Annotated in this window: 13 protein-coding genes; 6 read left to right on the forward strand and 7 right to left on the reverse strand. The window is 61.2% G+C overall.

Features of this window, described 5'->3' with window-relative positions:
* The first annotated feature begins 24 nt into the window (after window positions 1–24).
* The 3 genes from EJI00_RS03620 to EJI00_RS03630 all read left to right on the forward strand — a co-directional run bounded on the left by EJI00_RS03620 (window position 25) and on the right by EJI00_RS03630 (window position 3,462).
* A complete protein-coding gene (locus EJI00_RS03620; protein ID WP_126746112.1) occupies window positions 25–1,017 on the forward strand; it encodes a Bug family tripartite tricarboxylate transporter substrate binding protein in 993 nt (330 codons plus the stop codon).
* Window positions 1,018–1,168: 151 nt separating this feature from the next.
* Entirely contained in the window at window positions 1,169–2,101 is a 933-nt protein-coding gene (locus EJI00_RS03625; RefSeq protein WP_260590453.1) for a Bug family tripartite tricarboxylate transporter substrate binding protein, read from the forward strand.
* 17 nt (window positions 2,102–2,118) lie between these two features.
* Window positions 2,119–3,462, forward strand: a complete 1,344-nt coding sequence (locus EJI00_RS03630) for a sulfatase (protein ID WP_126746114.1) — start codon at window positions 2,119–2,121, stop codon at window positions 3,460–3,462.
* A gap of 170 nt (window positions 3,463–3,632) precedes the next feature.
* On the opposite strand, the gene EJI00_RS03635 is transcribed toward EJI00_RS03630, so the two are convergent.
* The 5 genes from EJI00_RS03635 to EJI00_RS03655 all read right to left on the reverse strand — a co-directional run bounded on the left by EJI00_RS03635 (window position 3,633) and on the right by EJI00_RS03655 (window position 11,076).
* On the reverse strand, window positions 3,633–5,156 hold the full coding sequence (locus tag EJI00_RS03635) for an Eco57I restriction-modification methylase domain-containing protein (protein WP_185868058.1): 1,524 nt from the start codon (window positions 5,154–5,156) through the stop codon (window positions 3,633–3,635).
* Between the two features lie 8 nt (window positions 5,157–5,164).
* Complete coding sequence (locus tag EJI00_RS03640) at window positions 5,165–5,818, reverse strand: hypothetical protein (RefSeq protein WP_126746116.1); 654 nt, start codon at window positions 5,816–5,818, stop codon at window positions 5,165–5,167.
* An 86-nt stretch (window positions 5,819–5,904) separates the two neighbouring features.
* Window positions 5,905–7,032 (reverse strand): hypothetical protein, encoded by a 1,128-nt coding sequence (locus tag EJI00_RS03645; RefSeq protein ID WP_126746117.1) that lies wholly within the window; start codon window positions 7,030–7,032, stop codon window positions 5,905–5,907.
* On the reverse strand, window positions 7,029–9,350 hold the full coding sequence (locus EJI00_RS03650) for a sensor histidine kinase (protein WP_126746118.1): 2,322 nt from the start codon (window positions 9,348–9,350) through the stop codon (window positions 7,029–7,031). Before EJI00_RS03650 ends, EJI00_RS03645 begins: the two co-directional genes overlap by 4 nt.
* 454 nt (window positions 9,351–9,804) lie before the next feature.
* Window positions 9,805–11,076, reverse strand: coding sequence for a hypothetical protein (locus EJI00_RS03655; protein ID WP_126746119.1), 1,272 nt, complete (start codon window positions 11,074–11,076; stop codon window positions 9,805–9,807).
* Window positions 11,077–11,307: 231 nt separating this feature from the next.
* Here EJI00_RS03655 and EJI00_RS03660 point away from each other — a divergent pair, with 231 nt between their 5' ends.
* From EJI00_RS03660 to EJI00_RS03670, 3 genes are all read left to right on the forward strand, one after another.
* A complete protein-coding gene (locus EJI00_RS03660; RefSeq protein WP_126746120.1) occupies window positions 11,308–12,135 on the forward strand; it encodes an HDOD domain-containing protein in 828 nt (275 codons plus the stop codon).
* A gap of 190 nt (window positions 12,136–12,325) precedes the next feature.
* Window positions 12,326–12,895 (forward strand): PadR family transcriptional regulator, encoded by a 570-nt coding sequence (locus EJI00_RS03665; RefSeq protein ID WP_126746121.1) that lies wholly within the window; start codon window positions 12,326–12,328, stop codon window positions 12,893–12,895.
* Between the two features lie 15 nt (window positions 12,896–12,910).
* Window positions 12,911–13,756, forward strand: coding sequence for a siderophore-interacting protein (locus EJI00_RS03670; RefSeq protein WP_126746122.1), 846 nt, complete (start codon window positions 12,911–12,913; stop codon window positions 13,754–13,756).
* A gap of 129 nt (window positions 13,757–13,885) precedes the next feature.
* On the opposite strand, the gene EJI00_RS03675 is transcribed toward EJI00_RS03670, so the two are convergent.
* Window positions 13,886–14,863 (reverse strand): magnesium and cobalt transport protein CorA, encoded by a 978-nt coding sequence (locus EJI00_RS03675; protein WP_126746123.1) that lies wholly within the window; start codon window positions 14,861–14,863, stop codon window positions 13,886–13,888.
* A 34-nt stretch (window positions 14,864–14,897) separates the two neighbouring features.
* Window positions 14,898–15,539, reverse strand: a complete 642-nt coding sequence (locus EJI00_RS03680; protein WP_260590444.1) for a hypothetical protein — start codon at window positions 15,537–15,539, stop codon at window positions 14,898–14,900.
* Between the last annotated feature and the right edge of the window lie 72 nt (window positions 15,540–15,611).

Here is a 15,611-nt window from a genome sequence, read left to right on the forward strand (position 1 = left end):
CGAACGAGAACCGGAGACATCGACATGCCCTGCCCTGATTTCGACCGCCGCCAGATCGTTGCCGCCCTGGGCGGCCTTGCGCTGGCTCCGCTTGCAACCTTGGCCAACGCACAGGCGTTCACGCCCGGCCAGCCCATCAAGGTGCTGATTGGCGTGCCCGCCGGCGGCACGCAAGACGTGCTGACGCGCGCCATTGCAGAGCAGGTGCGCGACACGCTGGGCCCACTCATCGTGGACAACCGCTCGGGCGCGGCGGGCCGCATTGCGGTGGAAGCGGTAAAAACCGCGGCGCCCGACGGCCGCACGCTGCTGCTGGGCACCGCCAGCATGATGACCATGTTTCCGAGCGCCTACCGCCAGCTGTCGTACGACCCGATTAAGGACTTTGTGCCCATCATCAACGCGGCGCGCTTCGAGCTGGCGCTGGTCGTGCACAAGGACGTGCCGGCCAACACGCTGGCCGAATTCACCGCCTGGGCCAAGGCGCAGGGCGACAAGCTGAGCTTTGCCTCTTACGGCGCCGGAACGCCTTCACACTTTTTGGGCGAAATGCTCAACCGCGCGGCCGGACTCAAGATGGTTCATGTGCCGTACCGCGGCTCCACGCCGGCACGGCAAGACGTAATGGGCGGCTCGGTGCCCGTGTACTTCGACACCATTGGCGGCGCGCAGCAGCTGCTGCCTTCGGGCCGCGTGAAGGTGCTGGCCACCAGCGGCGACAAGCGTTCTCCGCTGATGCCCAACCTGCCCTGCTTTGTGGAGGGCGGCTACAAGGACGTGGTGGCCACCGCCTGGTTTGCCTACTACGCACCCCGTAAAACGCCGCAGCCCATCGTCGACAAGCTGCGCGCCGAATTCACCCGCGCCATCAATTCGCGCGAAGTGCGCCAGCAGCTGCTGCAGAACGGCATGTACCCCGTGGGCGACAACAGCGAGGCGCTCTTGAAGACCATGCGCGAAGACACGGCACGCTGGGCAGGCATCATGAAGGCCGTGAACTTTCAGGCCAACGATTGACTGAACGACTGAACAACCAAACGACACTGATCGACCGAACGAGGAGGAACTCGACATGCTGAACAACACCCCCACCAACACGCCCACCAACACGCCCACGAACACCCCCATTACCCGCCGCCTAGCCGCGCTGCTTGCCGCAGCCGGCCTCATGGCCTCGATGGCCGCCGTAGCGCCCCAGGCGAGCGCCCAGACGCTCGACAGCCCACTGCGCATCGTGGTCGGCTACGCGCCGGGCGGTGCCACCGACCGCGTAGCGCGCATCGTCGGCGACAAGCTGGCAACGCGTTTGGGCGTGCCGGTGGTTGTCGACAACAAGCCCGGCGCCGGCGGCCGCCTTGCGGCCCAACAGGTCAAGAACACCCCCGCCAGCCAGAACGTGCTGATGCTTGCCAACCCCGCCGTCATGGTGGTGGCCCCGCTGGTCTTCAAGGACAACAACTACGACCCCGACCGCGACTTCGTGCCCGTGTCGCACGTCAACGCCTACGACTTTGCGCTGTCTGTGTCGCCCCACCTGCCCGTGCGCGAACTGAACCACCTGCTCGCCTGGATGCGCGCCAACCCCAACCAGGCCAACGTGGGCGTGCCCGCCACCGGCAGCCTGCCGCACTTCTTCGGCCTCATGGTGGGCGAAAAGGCCAAGGTGCAGACGCAGATCATCGGCTATCGCGGCTCGGCCCCGCTGCTGAACGACCTGATCGGCGGACAGGTGCCGATTTCCGTCGACACCGAAGACGTGGTGCTGCCGCAGCACAACGCGGGCAAGCTGCGCATCCTCGCCCTCTCCGGCGCCAAGCGCTCGCCCTTTGCGCCCAACATTCCAACCTTCAAGGAAGCCGGCCTCGACCTGGCCGCCACCGGCTGGAACACCTTCTTCGCGCCCACCAGCATGCCCAAGGACAAGGTCGAACGCCTGTCGAACATGATTCGCGAGGTGATGCAAGACGCGGACACCCAGCGCAAGTTCAAGGACGCCGGCATGACCCCGGTGGTGAGCACGCAGGCGCAGACCGCCGCCATGCTCAAGGCCTACCGCGCGCAGTGGGCACCCGTCGTCCAGAAGTCCGGCTACCAGCCCTGAAGCTTTCCAGACGACACATGACCAGACCCAACATCATCTTCATCGTGGCCGACGACCTCGGCTATGCCGACCTTGGCTGCTACGGCGGTCGCGATGCCGCGTTCGGCCCCGTGTCGCCCGTGCTCGACGGCCTGGCCGCCAACGGCCTGAAGCTCACGCAGGGCTACTCGAACTCGCCCGTGTGCTCGCCCACGCGCTTCGCGATGATTACCGCGCGGTATCAGTACCGCCTGCGCGGCGCGGCCGAAGAGCCCATCAGGAGCAGCAGCCGCGGCAGCACCACGCTCGGCCTGCCAACCGACCACCCCACCCTGCCGTCACTGCTGAAGGCCGGCGGCTACCAGACCGCCCTCATCGGCAAATGGCACCTGGGCTACCCGCCCCACTTCGGCCCCCTGCAATCGGGGTACGACGAATTCTTCGGCCCCATGTCGGGCGGCGTCGACTACTTTACGCACTGCGACTCCACCGGCCAGCACGACCTGTGGTTTGGCGAAGAAGACAAGAAAGAAGACGGCTACCTGACCGACATTCTTTCCAAGCGCGCAGTCGACTACGTCGAGCGCATGGCCGCCAAACAGAAGCAGCAGCAAAAGGAAGAAGAACAAGCCCCCTTCTTCCTGAGCCTGCACTACACCGCCCCCCACTGGCCGTGGGAAACTCGCGACGATGCAGACAAGGCGCCCACCGTCAAAGACAACCTCTTCGACCTGGCCGGCGGCAACATTCACGTGTACCGCCGCATGATCCATCACATGGACGAAGGCATTGGCTGGATCATGGCCGCGCTCGAAAAGCACGGCTTAGCCGACAACACCCTGGTGGTGTTTACCAGCGACAACGGCGGCGAACGCTTCTCGGACAACTGGCCGCTGGTCGGCGGCAAGATGGACTTGACCGAAGGCGGCATCCGCGTGCCATGGATCGCGCACTGGCCCGCAGTGATCGCCAAGGGCAGCGAGAGCAAGCAGCTGTGCATGACCATGGACTGGTCCGCCACCATGCTCGACGCGGCCGGCGTGCAGGCCGATGCGGCTTATCCGCTCGACGGCGTGTCATTGATGCCCGTGCTGAAGGACCCGAAGCACAGCTTCCGCAGGCCGCTGCACTGGCGCATGAACCATCGCGGGCAGGAAGCGATGCGCGATGGGGATTGGAAGTACCTGAAGGTGGACGGGAACGAGTACCTGTTCAACGTTCCTGCCGATGAGCGCGAGCGGGCGAATCTGGGGAAGAAGGAGCCGGAGAGGCTGGCCGCGATGCGGGAAGACTGGGCGGCGTGGAATGCAACGATGCCTGGGATTCCGGAGGATGCGACTGTTAGTTTGGGGTATTCGGTTAAGGATATGCCGCAGAGGTAGGCTGAGTGGGCATGGATCAGCGACTGCTTAAGACTGGTATTAGCTTTAGGGCAAGCCGGGGGCGGGCCGCTTAACGTTTGGTACCAACGATCGGGCGTCGTTTATTCGCGCCTCACTACAGACTAATCACGCGGTTGAGAGCCTACGATGCTGGTGCAATGCAACTGTGTTTAAGCTGCGGATCTGCACGGCAGCCGTAGCGGAAGCGCCTCCGGCTCTCTCAGATTCTCTGTCAACCATTGGTCAGCAATGCGCTGAGCTTCCTCGATTCGCCCAGTGGCAGCACGTTCGCAAACGGACTTGAAGACGTCAGCGGTGTTCTCACTCAGCTTGCTGACGACAGGAATTCTTATTCTTCCAAGGTCGGAAGGCTCAAACTTTCGCAGGCCGTCGGCATAAATTCGAGCACCATCGACCAGTTGTCGTCGCACGCTCGACGTTAGCAAAAGAATTCCGATGGCTGCGCGCTCAGAGAGTTCGACCCTTCTACTGAACGAAACAACATAGAGCGTGTTTGTTGCTGAGAGGCCTTTCATCTCTTTGAGAACCAGAAACGGGAGTCCTCCAGCAGTTCCAGAGATAAAACCGTCCGCTTTTGGTGGCAGTGGCGTCCGATGCCACGGATCCCTCGATCTAACCTTATGCGCCTGCACGTTGCAGCTTCCATCCAGTCCTCGCTGCAGATACCGAATCACCGCGGCATGAGCTTGCGTAGTCGGGGTCGGTCTAAATAGCCATACTCTTTCACCACGATCCCTCAAGCGTTCCCAAGCAGAACGGTCCATGAACGCTGAAGTCAGATGACGTGCTCGGGTGAGCACCGGCGTACATGCACCAACCGGAAGGTTGTTGGTTGCGCGCTCTTGTTCCGAGAGCAGGAAGTATTTTGAATCTCCAGTTACTGCGCCTATTCGAATGTTCATCAATTCATCTAGGCGCCGAAAAGAGGAGGGCTGCGCAGGGAGCGCATGGACCACAGCAGCAGATGATGGGCGACCGCCGGCACCGAGCACGCGCAGTGCGTCGATGGTCTCCTGAAGGTCAGATACCTCCACGCGAACTCGGGTTGACTCTGGCGCTCCCCGATTGCGTGCGACGAGGACTACCGTCCCTTCCTGCACCGTCGAAAACAGTGGTTTGGAGCACCTCACTACACCCACCAGTCCGAACGCCCGGTACACCGCCTCTTGGATCGGCCTAGCATAGATCGCGTAGTCCCACGCTGCTGGGAGTACTGCTACCAAGTGACCACCAGGCCGAAGGCATTCGATGGCGCGGAGGATGAAGGCACACCAGTAGTTTGAACGTCGGGTCAGACGATCGCCTTGTGGCAGGGAGACTTGAAGTGCCTGCTCAAGAGGAGCCCCCTTGATCTTGCTTAGGCCCACGTATGGTGGATTCATGACAACCCGGTCCACGGAGCTGGCATGACCTTTAGCCCATGCAATAAAGTCCACTCCGCGCTCAGTCAATGCCATTGCGTCTTTCTGAGAGCTCTTCACTGAAATGTCGAGCGCGAGTATGTGGTCCTTCGCGATGCCCAATGCGGCCATCTCCGCGACGAACGCGCCGTCGCCAAGACAAGGGTCGAGCCAGACGCACCTTTGTCCATCGTTCGCCGCTTCAACCATGGCGTGTGCTAGGGCTTGAGGCGTGTAGACGGTCGAGGAAGCTGGAATCAGCGTATGGGCCATCACCAGACTCATACCCAGAGATTCGGCGCCGGCTTGAGAAGCTTAAGGGTCATCCAAGGACTTCCGGTGCGTTGCTCGCGCATTTGCTGGGTCTGCCATTCAAAAAACTTCTCAAGCCGCGGCGCTTGAATACCTCGCCATTGCTGCATGTCGTGTGAATCTGAAGCAGCGTGCTTAGCCCATCGGTCTTGGAAAAGTTCGCCGATTGCGTACTCGAACGCCAAGAAGGGGCTCATCGGCAGCGCGGGCAGCCGTGGAACGTCGAACCCCTTGGGAAAAGGTGGCGCATCGAAATGATTAAATTGGGCGTGGAAGTGAGTACCTGGTGATTGATGATCACCAACATCGGTGCTCCAGCATGCAAGCGTAGCTCCCTCCTTCGAGACGATTCGAGTTACGGATGACGCGAGACCATCCAAGAGAAAGTGCCTGCGACCTGCCCATTGCACTTCGTCGAGCGCTCGAATCTCCCAACAAAAAGAGAACTCAGCGCGTGCATGAAAGCCACTCTTTTTGTCGCGCTGGCTTTCCCCTTCGCTCCAGACTGTGCAAAGTGGCTGTTCAACAGGTATCGACCATCTCGTAGTTGTAGTGGTCGAACCGCTTCTTTGAATGCGCTTCAGAAAGTCAGCAGCTTGGTCGAGAACATACGCGGTGTTCATGTCAATGAACCCACTGGCAATGCCCCTTAACGCCTCGCATTCGCGGGCCACGTCTGCAAACGCGAATATCAGTCCACGGGGAGGCATCAATGGCTCTGCAACGTTTGAGGGTTAACTACGATTGCGCGTAGTACTTCATCATTGTTCACGTCGCTCTTCCTCGCCCAAGCGGGCTCGGCAAACGGAGGCCAGTCGTCCGGTGCGACTTGTACTACCTCTTCATTTGTAGCCAGCACTTCGCTAGCGGAGAAATTGTGATCAATGACGGGAAAGAGCCTGGCTGCTTCGAGCGTCTTTAAGTCTGGATCGAGTTTGCGAATTGCTTCGTGCAGTTTCGTCAGATTTGTTGGGTCTTCCGGTACGAGCGAAAACACCATCTCGTCAACTGCAGCACGCCACCATCTACGACCGACCACATTGAATAGGTGTCCCTGGTACCGTGCAGTCGAAAGAGTTTCGGAGAATGGCGAATCGACCTTTATGAGGCTGGCTTTCAGCGATTGAACCTCGACGCGAAGACGCGCCGCAAGATGGGAATCATCGACCAAGAAGGTGGGGTAGGGAAGAATCCGATGAAGTAGCCAGCGAATCACGCCCACCCCATTGGTGTGTTTAGCGAATTCGTGAATGGGAGGGTGACACCGCTGGATAGCTTCCCACGCGAAGTCGCACCAAGGCCAATCCGGATTAAGTCCAAGCCAGTTGCGCAGAGAGCTACCTGCCTCAGGGGATTTTTCGGGCCAAGGTTTAGGCAGGTCTGCCACAGACTTCGCGAGATCCACAACTGCAGCGTAGCGCTGATCGGTCGTTGCACGCTTGTAAAAAACCCACTCAAGGTTGTGAGCACGAGCAACGATATGTGGCTGTTGAGAGAGGCCTCTGGCTATTGAAACAGTTTCAGCCGTATACAGCGCGAACGCTCGAGGTGTTTGTGGATCCAGAGCATGCGCCGCCTCTTGAAGCACTGGCAGCAGAGCCAAGCCATTGGACGGCTTGAGTCCAACTTGATCAAGCTCGTTTCGCGCTGGCCAATGTTCGATCTTGAAATCGACCAGAACCACGCAAGCCCTTCGGAGGTCTGATTCACTGACCGCTTCGGGGTGGCAAACCCGAATATTTACCTCACCTTTCCCATTGACGAATTCCTCCCAAGCTCTCAGGTCGTCTGGGACGTCATCCACATGAAGGACAAATGGAGTGGCCTGCTGTGTCATTCTCTATGTGCTCCCGGAAACTTTAGTGCCAGCGCAGTGGCAAAGCCATGATGGGCCCGCACAAACTCAACGGTCCCTCCGACGTCAGACAATAGGTCGCGCGTGATGACCAAGCCCAAGCCCATCCCTTGGCCCAACACCGGGTCTACTTCAACAGAACTGGACTCAAACGGCCGAAACCATCGTTCGCCTTCCGAGGGGTCAACAGCCGCCCCAGTATTCTCGATATGCAGGACCAGCGTGCCATCGCTGTGTAGCGTGTCGAGCGCCTGGATGCGCCCATTCTTTCCTGCCGCTTTCACTGCATTTGTCAAGAGGTTGCTAAAGATGGCCATTAGCTCCGCCCTAAACATTGGTGGAGTGCGCGCGTCGGCGGACACGTTGTTTTGCCACACGATGCCTCGCTGTTCTGCAGAGGTAGATACAAGCCGCCAAGCCGCGTCCAATATTTCAGAGCACGGTTGTCGCGAGCGGCGGCGTCGTGAGTCCGGCGTGACGATATCCAGCAAATATGCGGCTTGCCGCTCGATGGCTCTTCTGAGGTCGGCAGCAGCGCTGGAAACTTTAGAAAGCTGCTGTGACACGGGTGATGGAACCTGAGCCCTGATGGTCCCCAAAAGAGCTTCGAAATCTGATGCGGTCGACACCAGTCTGCTGACCTCGTGGGTAAACGCAGCCAACTGGGTACCAACCGATGCGAGCACCAAAACCATCGACGCGGATGGCATCAACTCCCGTGATACGGATGCCGCATGTTGAATTTCGCTCGCTGCATTGAGCAGCTGCGGCCGAAAGGCAATGGGCAGCGATTGTGCAAGCCGCTCAAGATTGGTCGCCTGATTTTCTAGCGTCTGAAACGTCGCTTCAGCTCGGCCCTTGAGTGCATCGCGGGGGCCGGATTGAGCCTTTTCATTTTGCCATTCAAGGGAGCCCTGCGTCTCACGAATAGGGAGCGGTAACGGCGGAGTGGCCTTCGCTGATGCGCGAACTCTTGTCGCCAGGTCAATGCCCTTTCGGACGACGGTTACTAAGCGATCGAGAGCTTCCCCCGGAACAAATCCTTCCCGGTTAACAAGCATGTCTAGGGAGCCCGCTCGATCAACTGTCAGAAATACGCCACCGAGATAGTGCTTACTTGGTAGCAGCAGCAGCCCCTCATCTTCAGCTTCTGGCAAGTTGTCTATGTCGTCGGAGAGGAATCGAAGCTTTCGGTCGCGGGCGGTGACATCACGCGAGAGGAACAGCCAGTCGTCCGACTCGTCTCCGTACGGAAGTACCCGAAATCCCTCCATATAGACGCGAACGCCGCTGACTCGCGATGCCCAAGCGCGTGTGTCATTGCGCCCCTTGGCCGACCCTTCCCGAATTAGAAGTCGACCTTGAAAGAACGGCCCCTCTTCAGGGGATGGGTGCTCCTCGAACCAAGTCCGCGCTTCAAATGCACCGTTCTTCTTAGTCCATTGAGCCGTGGGGGAAACAAAATATCGAACGCCCTCGATCGAGGCGTCAATCTCAAGTATCCAGTGAGCTGCGTCGACTACTGAGGTCCAGTAGTTATCTCCGGTCTCGAAGGCACCTTCCAGCTTGACCTTCAGGCCCGGATCCTGCGTGCTGGCGTCGACCACCATCGGCGACTCGAACAATCCCGCATCACTCAAGACCGCTTTTGGGAGCACCCCGGTGATCACGGGAGGTGCCTGTAACGCTTCCACTTCGAGCAAGAACCGGCCTAACTGGGACTTGCTCCACTTTCGCCGCAAGCGGGTAAGCGTCAGCGTAGTCCCTGCCTTCGTGGGTACATCTAACAAAATCTCGTTCACCACGACGGCGTCGTCGGCGATCTTGTCAAGTGTTTCAGCAGACTCTACCTGGTCCCACTTGATGCTGCCGGAAACGCCCTTGAACTCCAGACTCTCTGCAGCAATTGCATCACTGGCTTCATGCCACGGAGTTGAAACAACGCCAAGTTCTCTTGCAAGCTTGTGGGCGGCGAGCCTACCAACGCCCTTGGCTCCTGTATAGCGGCGCCCAAACCTCTTTGATCTTCGAGACCCCTCGCCCTTCAAGCGACCTGCTATCCGCAGGAATCCCCGCTCGAATGTGTCAGGCGTCATTCCCACACCATCGTCCGAGATGCGGATCACTCCGTGCTCTGGATCGTCCAACCCCTCTCCGTAGACAGTGACTTCGGTTGCGTCCGCGTCATAAGCATTTTTTACAAGCTCAATCAGGGCAGTAGATTCTCGGCCCACAAGCAACTCGCCCAGTTCTCGAAAGAGGTGCGTGTCCACCGAGAATCGGATCTTGTGATCGCTCATTGGTCAGTTCAGAAAAAGGGTTTCGGAGAAGCTAATGCAAGCGGCAACAGGGGTTTCCCGATCTTACTGTCAAGCAGAGTAGCTCTTCTTGCTTCGCCGGCCGAGGTCTTAATTCGTCCTCGAAGTTGCCCAACTCCGTCGACCTGTTTCCTACCGACCCATTCGCACCACCGCGCTGGCTTAGGAAACCATCCCCCAAAACAACCGACCACAGCAAGCGAAGTTTCTATGACCGCTTCATTTTTTGAGCGCTACTCCGTCCCACGGCTTGTATTGGCCGTCCGCTGTCGCTTCGAATCGAACTTCGAGTCCGTGTTCGTGTTCGTGATCGAAGCAACCTGAATGCGTGCCCAATTCCGCCGACAACGCCAGCCACGGAGGCACTCAGCTGCACGCAATCCAGATGGGCGCAAATTGCAGTGGTTGAGAGAGCCAAAAACGGACCTCCGCGCCCTCAATCCTCCCGAACAAGCACATCCCCCTCAAACCGATACCGAAAATAAAACCACTTCTCAATCTCCGACTTGGCCTCCATGCGGAAAGCCGTAATCAGCCTTTCCCCATCGGTCTTCAGATAGATCGCGCCGTACACCTCGACGTTGCTGCGCGCGAGTTCTTTCACGTCGGCCTTGAGCTGGGTGATCTTGTCCGGCGAAAGCGTGCCTGCGGCGAGCTTGTCGATGCCGGCCAGCAGCTTGTCGACGGAGTTCTTGTTTTCCATCGCGCGCGAGGAGCGCTGGAGCTCGGTGGAAAGAATCACCGGCGCGCCACCGCGGCCGAAGCGGCCCAGGCGGCCGAGCAGGTCGGGCCTGGGGTGGATGTGGCCCTCTTCGTCTCCTGACGAAATGATGAAGGCGGCGGGGTTCACGGCGTCCAGAAACGCGTCGGTCACCTTTTCGGAGCCGTGGTGGCACGACTTCATGATGTCTGACCTGAAGGTATCTCGCGCCTTGGTCACCATGTCGTCGTAGGCCGTCGTGCCGGTCTTCGGGAACTTGCTCGCGCCGGTGTAGTGCTGCAGCAGGAATTTTTCGGCTCCCTCGTTCAGGTCGCCGCCGAACAGCACGCTGAACTTGCCGTACTGGAGCCGCAGGATGACGGAATGCCCATTCTTGGTTTCGTTGAACGAGCCCAGCTGCCGCAGCGCCGGCATGCCGTCGGGGCCTTCTTCGACGACAGGGGCCAGCACCCGAATCGTGTAGCCGCGGTCGTCGGACGGAGCAAAGTCGGGCATCCAGGCAATGTCGTCTTCCACTGTCGCGTGCTGCACGGAGAGCATGCAGATGTCCTGGATCTTCGGGTTCTCGAGCGCGGCTTTCATGACCTGCGGAAACAGGTGGTTGGTGCCGGCGTTCTCGAAGATGGTCTTTACCGTTGCGTAGTCGGTCGCAAGGTCGCCGATGTAGGCAACGGAAGCGCCGTCTTCCTTCACGGGCTTGCCGCCCAGCTTCTCCCAGGTTCCGCTCACGGGCCGCTCGACGAGCCCGTTGTGATAGACCGCGCCGAACCCGATGCCGGGGTCTGCAAAGATGTCCTTGAATCCCAGGTAATGGTCGCTGGTGGACGAGCGGGCGGCCCAGTCGATTTCTAGCCAGCCGTCGCCAAGGTCTTTCTTGACCTTGAGGAAGTCGCCCCAGATGACTTCGCGAATCTTTTTCTTCTTGTCGTCGAAGAGGTGAACGGGGCTTCCGTCCGCGCGCAAACTGACGAACCGGTGTGCTGCCATGCGCCCGCCCCCTCGTTTTTTGACGAATCCCGCACTTTTAGCAGCGCGGGGTGCAGGCGCATCACTCAAAAGCGGTATGGCATTAGGCAGGCGGCTCCGGACAATGGCGGCTTTGTTGCTGGAAGTCTGCATTCAGGCTATGGGAGTTGACCCGATCCCTGAAGACATCAACATGTAACACTATAGTTGCAGCACAATTCCGGGCAGCGAAAACTACAGCCTGAGATCGCCATGACCCTGGATGAACTGTTTGCCGAAAGCCATTTGCTTCCCACGGTGCCCAAGGTGGTGTTCGACTTGATCGAGCTCTTGCGCAACGAGGACGCCTCCATTCCCGTGGTTGCACGCAAGGTCGAGCTCGACCAGGTGTTGACGGCCCGGGTGCTGCGCATGGCCAACTCGCCGTATTTCGGGCTGCGCCGCAAAATCCTCTCGATTCAGGACGCGATCCAGTTGCTGGGCTTCTCGTCCATCCGCTCGCTGGTGGTGAGCTCTGGCCTTACGGGTACGTTCCGCAAGGTCGACGGGGTGCACCTGCCGTCTTTCTGGTCGCACAGCCTGCGCGTGGCGGCGGTGGCGCGCTACCTTGCCGGCAAGACCCGCAGCGTGGACCAGAGCCTTGCGTTCACCGTGGGCAGCATGCACGCCATCGGCCACCTGATCATGGCCGGCGCCATGAAGGAGCAAATGGCCAAGCTCAACGCCGTGCATCCTTTCGACATGATGGGCCGGCTCGAGGTCGAGCGGCAGAAGTTCGGCTTTCACTACGGCGAAGTGGGCGCCCGGCTGGCTGCCCGATGGGAGTTTGCGCCCGAGTTCATCAGCGCCCTCTCTTGCTTTGCCAACCCGATGGAAGCCGAGCAGGTCGACCCGCTGGCCAATGTGCTGCACCTTGCCGTCTGGCGCGTTGCGCTGGAGCGCGAAGGCCTGCGCATTGGGGACGCGCAGCACGTGTGGCCGGCGCAACCGGCCGATGCCATCGGTCTTTCTGAAGACGTGATGCAGGACATGCCGGCCCCCCGTGAACTGGCGTCCGACCTGGAATCGATGATCGCCTGATCGTCGTTTGACTGCCCGTTGAGGGCGGTGCCTGCCGCCCTGTTTTGCCTGGCTCCGGCCAGCGCCTCCTTCTTCCTCTCCCCTCTGACCGCGCCTTGAACGGTGCCGCACGACGATGCGGCAGGCACAGTCGTTTGACTTTTTTAGATATATCGAAAATAATTTCGACATACTTCGAGAGGACATCGATATGCGACACCCCCACTTCGGCCACCACCATCACCACCACTGCCACACGCCCCGTGGCGAGCACGAAGACGGCCTTTCCGGTGGCCGTGGCGGGCGCGGCGGCGGGCGGGTGTTCGGCCATGGCGGCCTGCGTTTTGTGCTGCTGCGGCTCATTGCCGACAAGCCAGCCCACGGCTACGAGCTCATCAAGGCCATTGAAGACCGCCTGGGCGGCAGCTATGCGCCGAGCCCCGGCGTGGTGTACCCCACGCTCACGCTGCTCGAAGAAATGGGATACCTGAGCGTGGAAACCGCCGACACAGGCGGGCGCAAGCGCTACAGCATCACGGCCAGCGGCCAGGAGTTTCTGGCCGCCAACAGCGACACCGCCGACGCGATGATGGCCCGCATGAACGGCGGCGTAGACGGTGCCGGCCCGCGCGGCGGGCGCCCGCCGCAGGTAACGCGCGCCATCGAGAACCTGAAGCTCGCCATGCGCATGCGCCTTTCGGGCCCGCCCCTCACAGAACAACAAGCCCACGATTTCGCCGCGGTGCTCGACAGCGCCGCCCAGCAACTGGAACGCATCTAGAAGGCTTTTTCTGAAATGACCGACTTCTCGACCGACACACCTACAGCATCCTCCTTGCCCGACCGCACGCCGCGCCGCGTGCGGCACGAGCTTCGCTTCAGGCAGCTCACGGTAAAAACCGTGCAGCGCATCACGCCGCACCTGATCCGCGTCACGCTCACGGGCGACGACCTCACGGGCTTCACGAGCCCGGGCTTCGACGACCACTCGAAGATCTTTTTTCCCGATGCCGCGACAGGCGAGCTCACGCTGCCGACCACGGGGCCCGACGGCCCGGTGTGGCCCGCAAGCGGCCGGCCGACCATGCGCGACTACACGCCGCGCCGGTATGACGCACAGGCCAACACGCTGGAGCTCGACTTCGCCCTGCACGAAGCCGGCCCTGCCACCCAGTGGGCCGAACAGGCCAAGCCCGGCAGCGTGCTCGGCGTGGGCGGGCCGCGCGGCTCGTTCATCGTGCCGACCGATTTCGACTGGCACCTGCTGATCGGCGACGACACCGCCCTGCCGGCCATCGCACGGCGCCTGGCCGAGCTGCCGGCCGGTGCGCGAGTGGTGGTGCTGGCCGAGGTCGACAGCGAGGCGGACCAGGTGCCGTTCGAAACGCGGGCCGAGCTCACGCTGCAGTGGGTGCACCGCAAGGGCGCGGAACCGGGATTGAGCCCGGTGCTGCTCGACGCGCTCAAGGCAATGAAGCTGCCGGCGGGTGACTTTCACGCCTGGGTGGGGTGCGAGTCGGCCATTGCGAAGGCGCTGCGCGCGCACCTGGTGGGCGAACGCGGCGCCAATCCGAAGTGGGTTCGCGCTTCAGGCTACTGGCGCCGCGGTGCCGTGGCCACGCACGACACGCACGACGAGTAACCCGCATTGCTCCTTCCCCTTTGGGGGAAGGTAGGGATGGGGGCACGCAGCGTATCAAGCGTTCGCTGTTCTTGATACGCCGCCTGCCCCCACCCCTGCCCTCCCCCAGAGGGGGAGGGAGAAAGAAATTCAGAGCCAACCGGCGCGCCTGAAGCGGTAGTAAAGATAGCTGCAGGTGCCGCCCATCAGTGCCAGCGCGGCCGCATAGCCGTAGCGGAGTTTCAGCTCCGGCATGTGCTCGAAGTTCATGCCCCAGATGCCGGCAAACGCGGTGCACACCGCAAAAATGCTGGCCCAGGCGGCAAGCCGCTTGGTCACTTCGCTCTCTTCGATGGTGACCATCGACAGGTTCACCGAAATGGCCGTGCCAATGGTGTCGCGCATCGCGTCGATGGAGCCGTTGATGCGAACCAGGTGGTCGGCCACGTCGCGAAAGTACTCCTGCGAACTCACGCAGATCTGCGGCACCCGCCCTCCGTGCAGCTTGCCGGCCGCTTCGGTCAGCGGCGCCACCGCGCGCTTGAGGATCATGCTGCGCCGCTTCAGGTCGTAAAGCTGCTTGATCTTGTCGCGCGCCGCTCCGCCTTGCGTAAAGATCTGCTGCTCGATGGATTCAAGCTCCACTTCGAGCGCGTCGATCACCGGAAAGTAGCGATCGACCACCGCATCCATCAGCGCATACAGCACAAAACCCGCGCCGTTGCGCAGCAAGTCGGGCTCGCGCTCGCAGCGTTCGCGCACACCCAGAAAGCCCTGCTGGCTGCGGTTGCGCACCGAAAGCACGTAGTTCTTGCCGACGAACACGTCGACCTCGCCCACGTTCAAGGCATGCCCGCCTTCGGTAGAGGGCTCGACGAGGTGCATCACCACGAAGAGCGAATCGCCGTATTCCTCGACCTTGGGCCGCTGATGGCCGTGGTGTGCGTCCTCTACCGCCAGAGGATGCAGGTTGAATTCGTCCTTCATCTGCGCCAGCTCTTCGGGCGTGGCGTCGCTCAGCGCCACCCACACAAAGCAGCCGGGGCGGACGATGTATTCGCTGATGTCCTCGACCGGGATATCGCCGAGCTTGGCGCCGTTTTCATAGGCCACGCAGTTGATCAGCATCGGTACTCGTCCATGGTCGATCTTTGAATCGGAGTCAGGCCGCCGCGGCCGGATTCGAAGCGGCCGCCAGCGCCGCGGTGGCGGCCAGCGAAACTTCGATGGCCTGCGTCTCGCTCCTGAGCAGCGCCAGGCCTTTCTCGGCCAACGCAGAGTGGCTTGCAACGTCGGCCCACAGGCTGCCTGCGGCTTCGGCGCATGTCAATGATGTGAAGCGGATACGGCCCCTTGCCAGTTCCGTGAAGCGCTTTTCGCGCAGGGGGTCGGCCCGGTCCCAGGCGCCGCCGATGAGCACTCGCCGGCCGCGCTTGATGCGGGGTTCCAGCTCGGCGAAGAACGGCAGCTTGGCGGACACCCAGCCCAGCATTCCGGAGTTCAACGCGGTGTCGAAGGCGGTGGGGGCGGTGTGCGCCTTGGCGAAGTCGCGCAATGTGCCAAGCGTGTAGAGCAGCGGGTCTTTCGGCCCGGCTGCACCGCCTTCCACCGGCCTGATGACGGGCGGGCCGTTGCCTGCGCGCCCGTCGGGCCGCTTCGATTTGCGCAAGTCGGCAAGCTGGGCAGGCGACATGCAGAGGTACAGCGCGGCAAACTCTGCGGGCAAGGTGGCGGTGTCGGGCAGCGCGTCCGCTTCAGGGCCTTTGAATTCATCCGGGTGGGCCATGGGCGCCTTGTTCTTCACGCGGGGTTTGCGTCGGCGGATTTTAGAGCGGCGGGTGCACGCCGGCCGGCCGCAACCGCCGCAATGCGCACC

It is taken from the genome of Variovorax sp. DXTD-1 (assembly GCF_003984625.1).
In the GTDB taxonomy this organism is placed as follows: Bacteria; Pseudomonadota; Gammaproteobacteria; order Burkholderiales; family Burkholderiaceae_C; genus Variovorax.

Excerpts from the sequence above, each read along its gene's own strand:
- EJI00_RS03620 (WP_126746112.1), top strand. The coding sequence starts at position 25 with ATGCCCTGCCCTGATTTCGACCGCCGCCAGATCGTTGCCGCCCTGGGC.
- EJI00_RS03625 (WP_260590453.1), top strand. The coding sequence starts at position 1,169 with ATGGCCTCGATGGCCGCCGTAGCGCCCCAGGCGAGCGCCCAGACGCTC.
- EJI00_RS03630 (WP_126746114.1), top strand. The coding sequence starts at position 2,119 with ATGACCAGACCCAACATCATCTTCATCGTGGCCGACGACCTCGGCTAT.
- EJI00_RS03635 (WP_185868058.1), bottom strand. The coding sequence starts at position 5,156 with ATGGCCCATACGCTGATTCCAGCTTCCTCGACCGTCTACACGCCTCAA.
- EJI00_RS03640 (WP_126746116.1), bottom strand. The coding sequence starts at position 5,818 with ATGAACACCGCGTATGTTCTCGACCAAGCTGCTGACTTTCTGAAGCGC.
- EJI00_RS03645 (WP_126746117.1), bottom strand. The coding sequence starts at position 7,032 with ATGACACAGCAGGCCACTCCATTTGTCCTTCATGTGGATGACGTCCCA.
- EJI00_RS03650 (WP_126746118.1), bottom strand. The coding sequence starts at position 9,350 with ATGAGCGATCACAAGATCCGATTCTCGGTGGACACGCACCTCTTTCGA.
- EJI00_RS03655 (WP_126746119.1), bottom strand. The coding sequence starts at position 11,076 with ATGGCAGCACACCGGTTCGTCAGTTTGCGCGCGGACGGAAGCCCCGTT.
- EJI00_RS03660 (WP_126746120.1), top strand. The coding sequence starts at position 11,308 with ATGACCCTGGATGAACTGTTTGCCGAAAGCCATTTGCTTCCCACGGTG.
- EJI00_RS03665 (WP_126746121.1), top strand. The coding sequence starts at position 12,326 with ATGCGACACCCCCACTTCGGCCACCACCATCACCACCACTGCCACACG.
- EJI00_RS03670 (WP_126746122.1), top strand. The coding sequence starts at position 12,911 with ATGACCGACTTCTCGACCGACACACCTACAGCATCCTCCTTGCCCGAC.
- EJI00_RS03675 (WP_126746123.1), bottom strand. The coding sequence starts at position 14,863 with ATGCTGATCAACTGCGTGGCCTATGAAAACGGCGCCAAGCTCGGCGAT.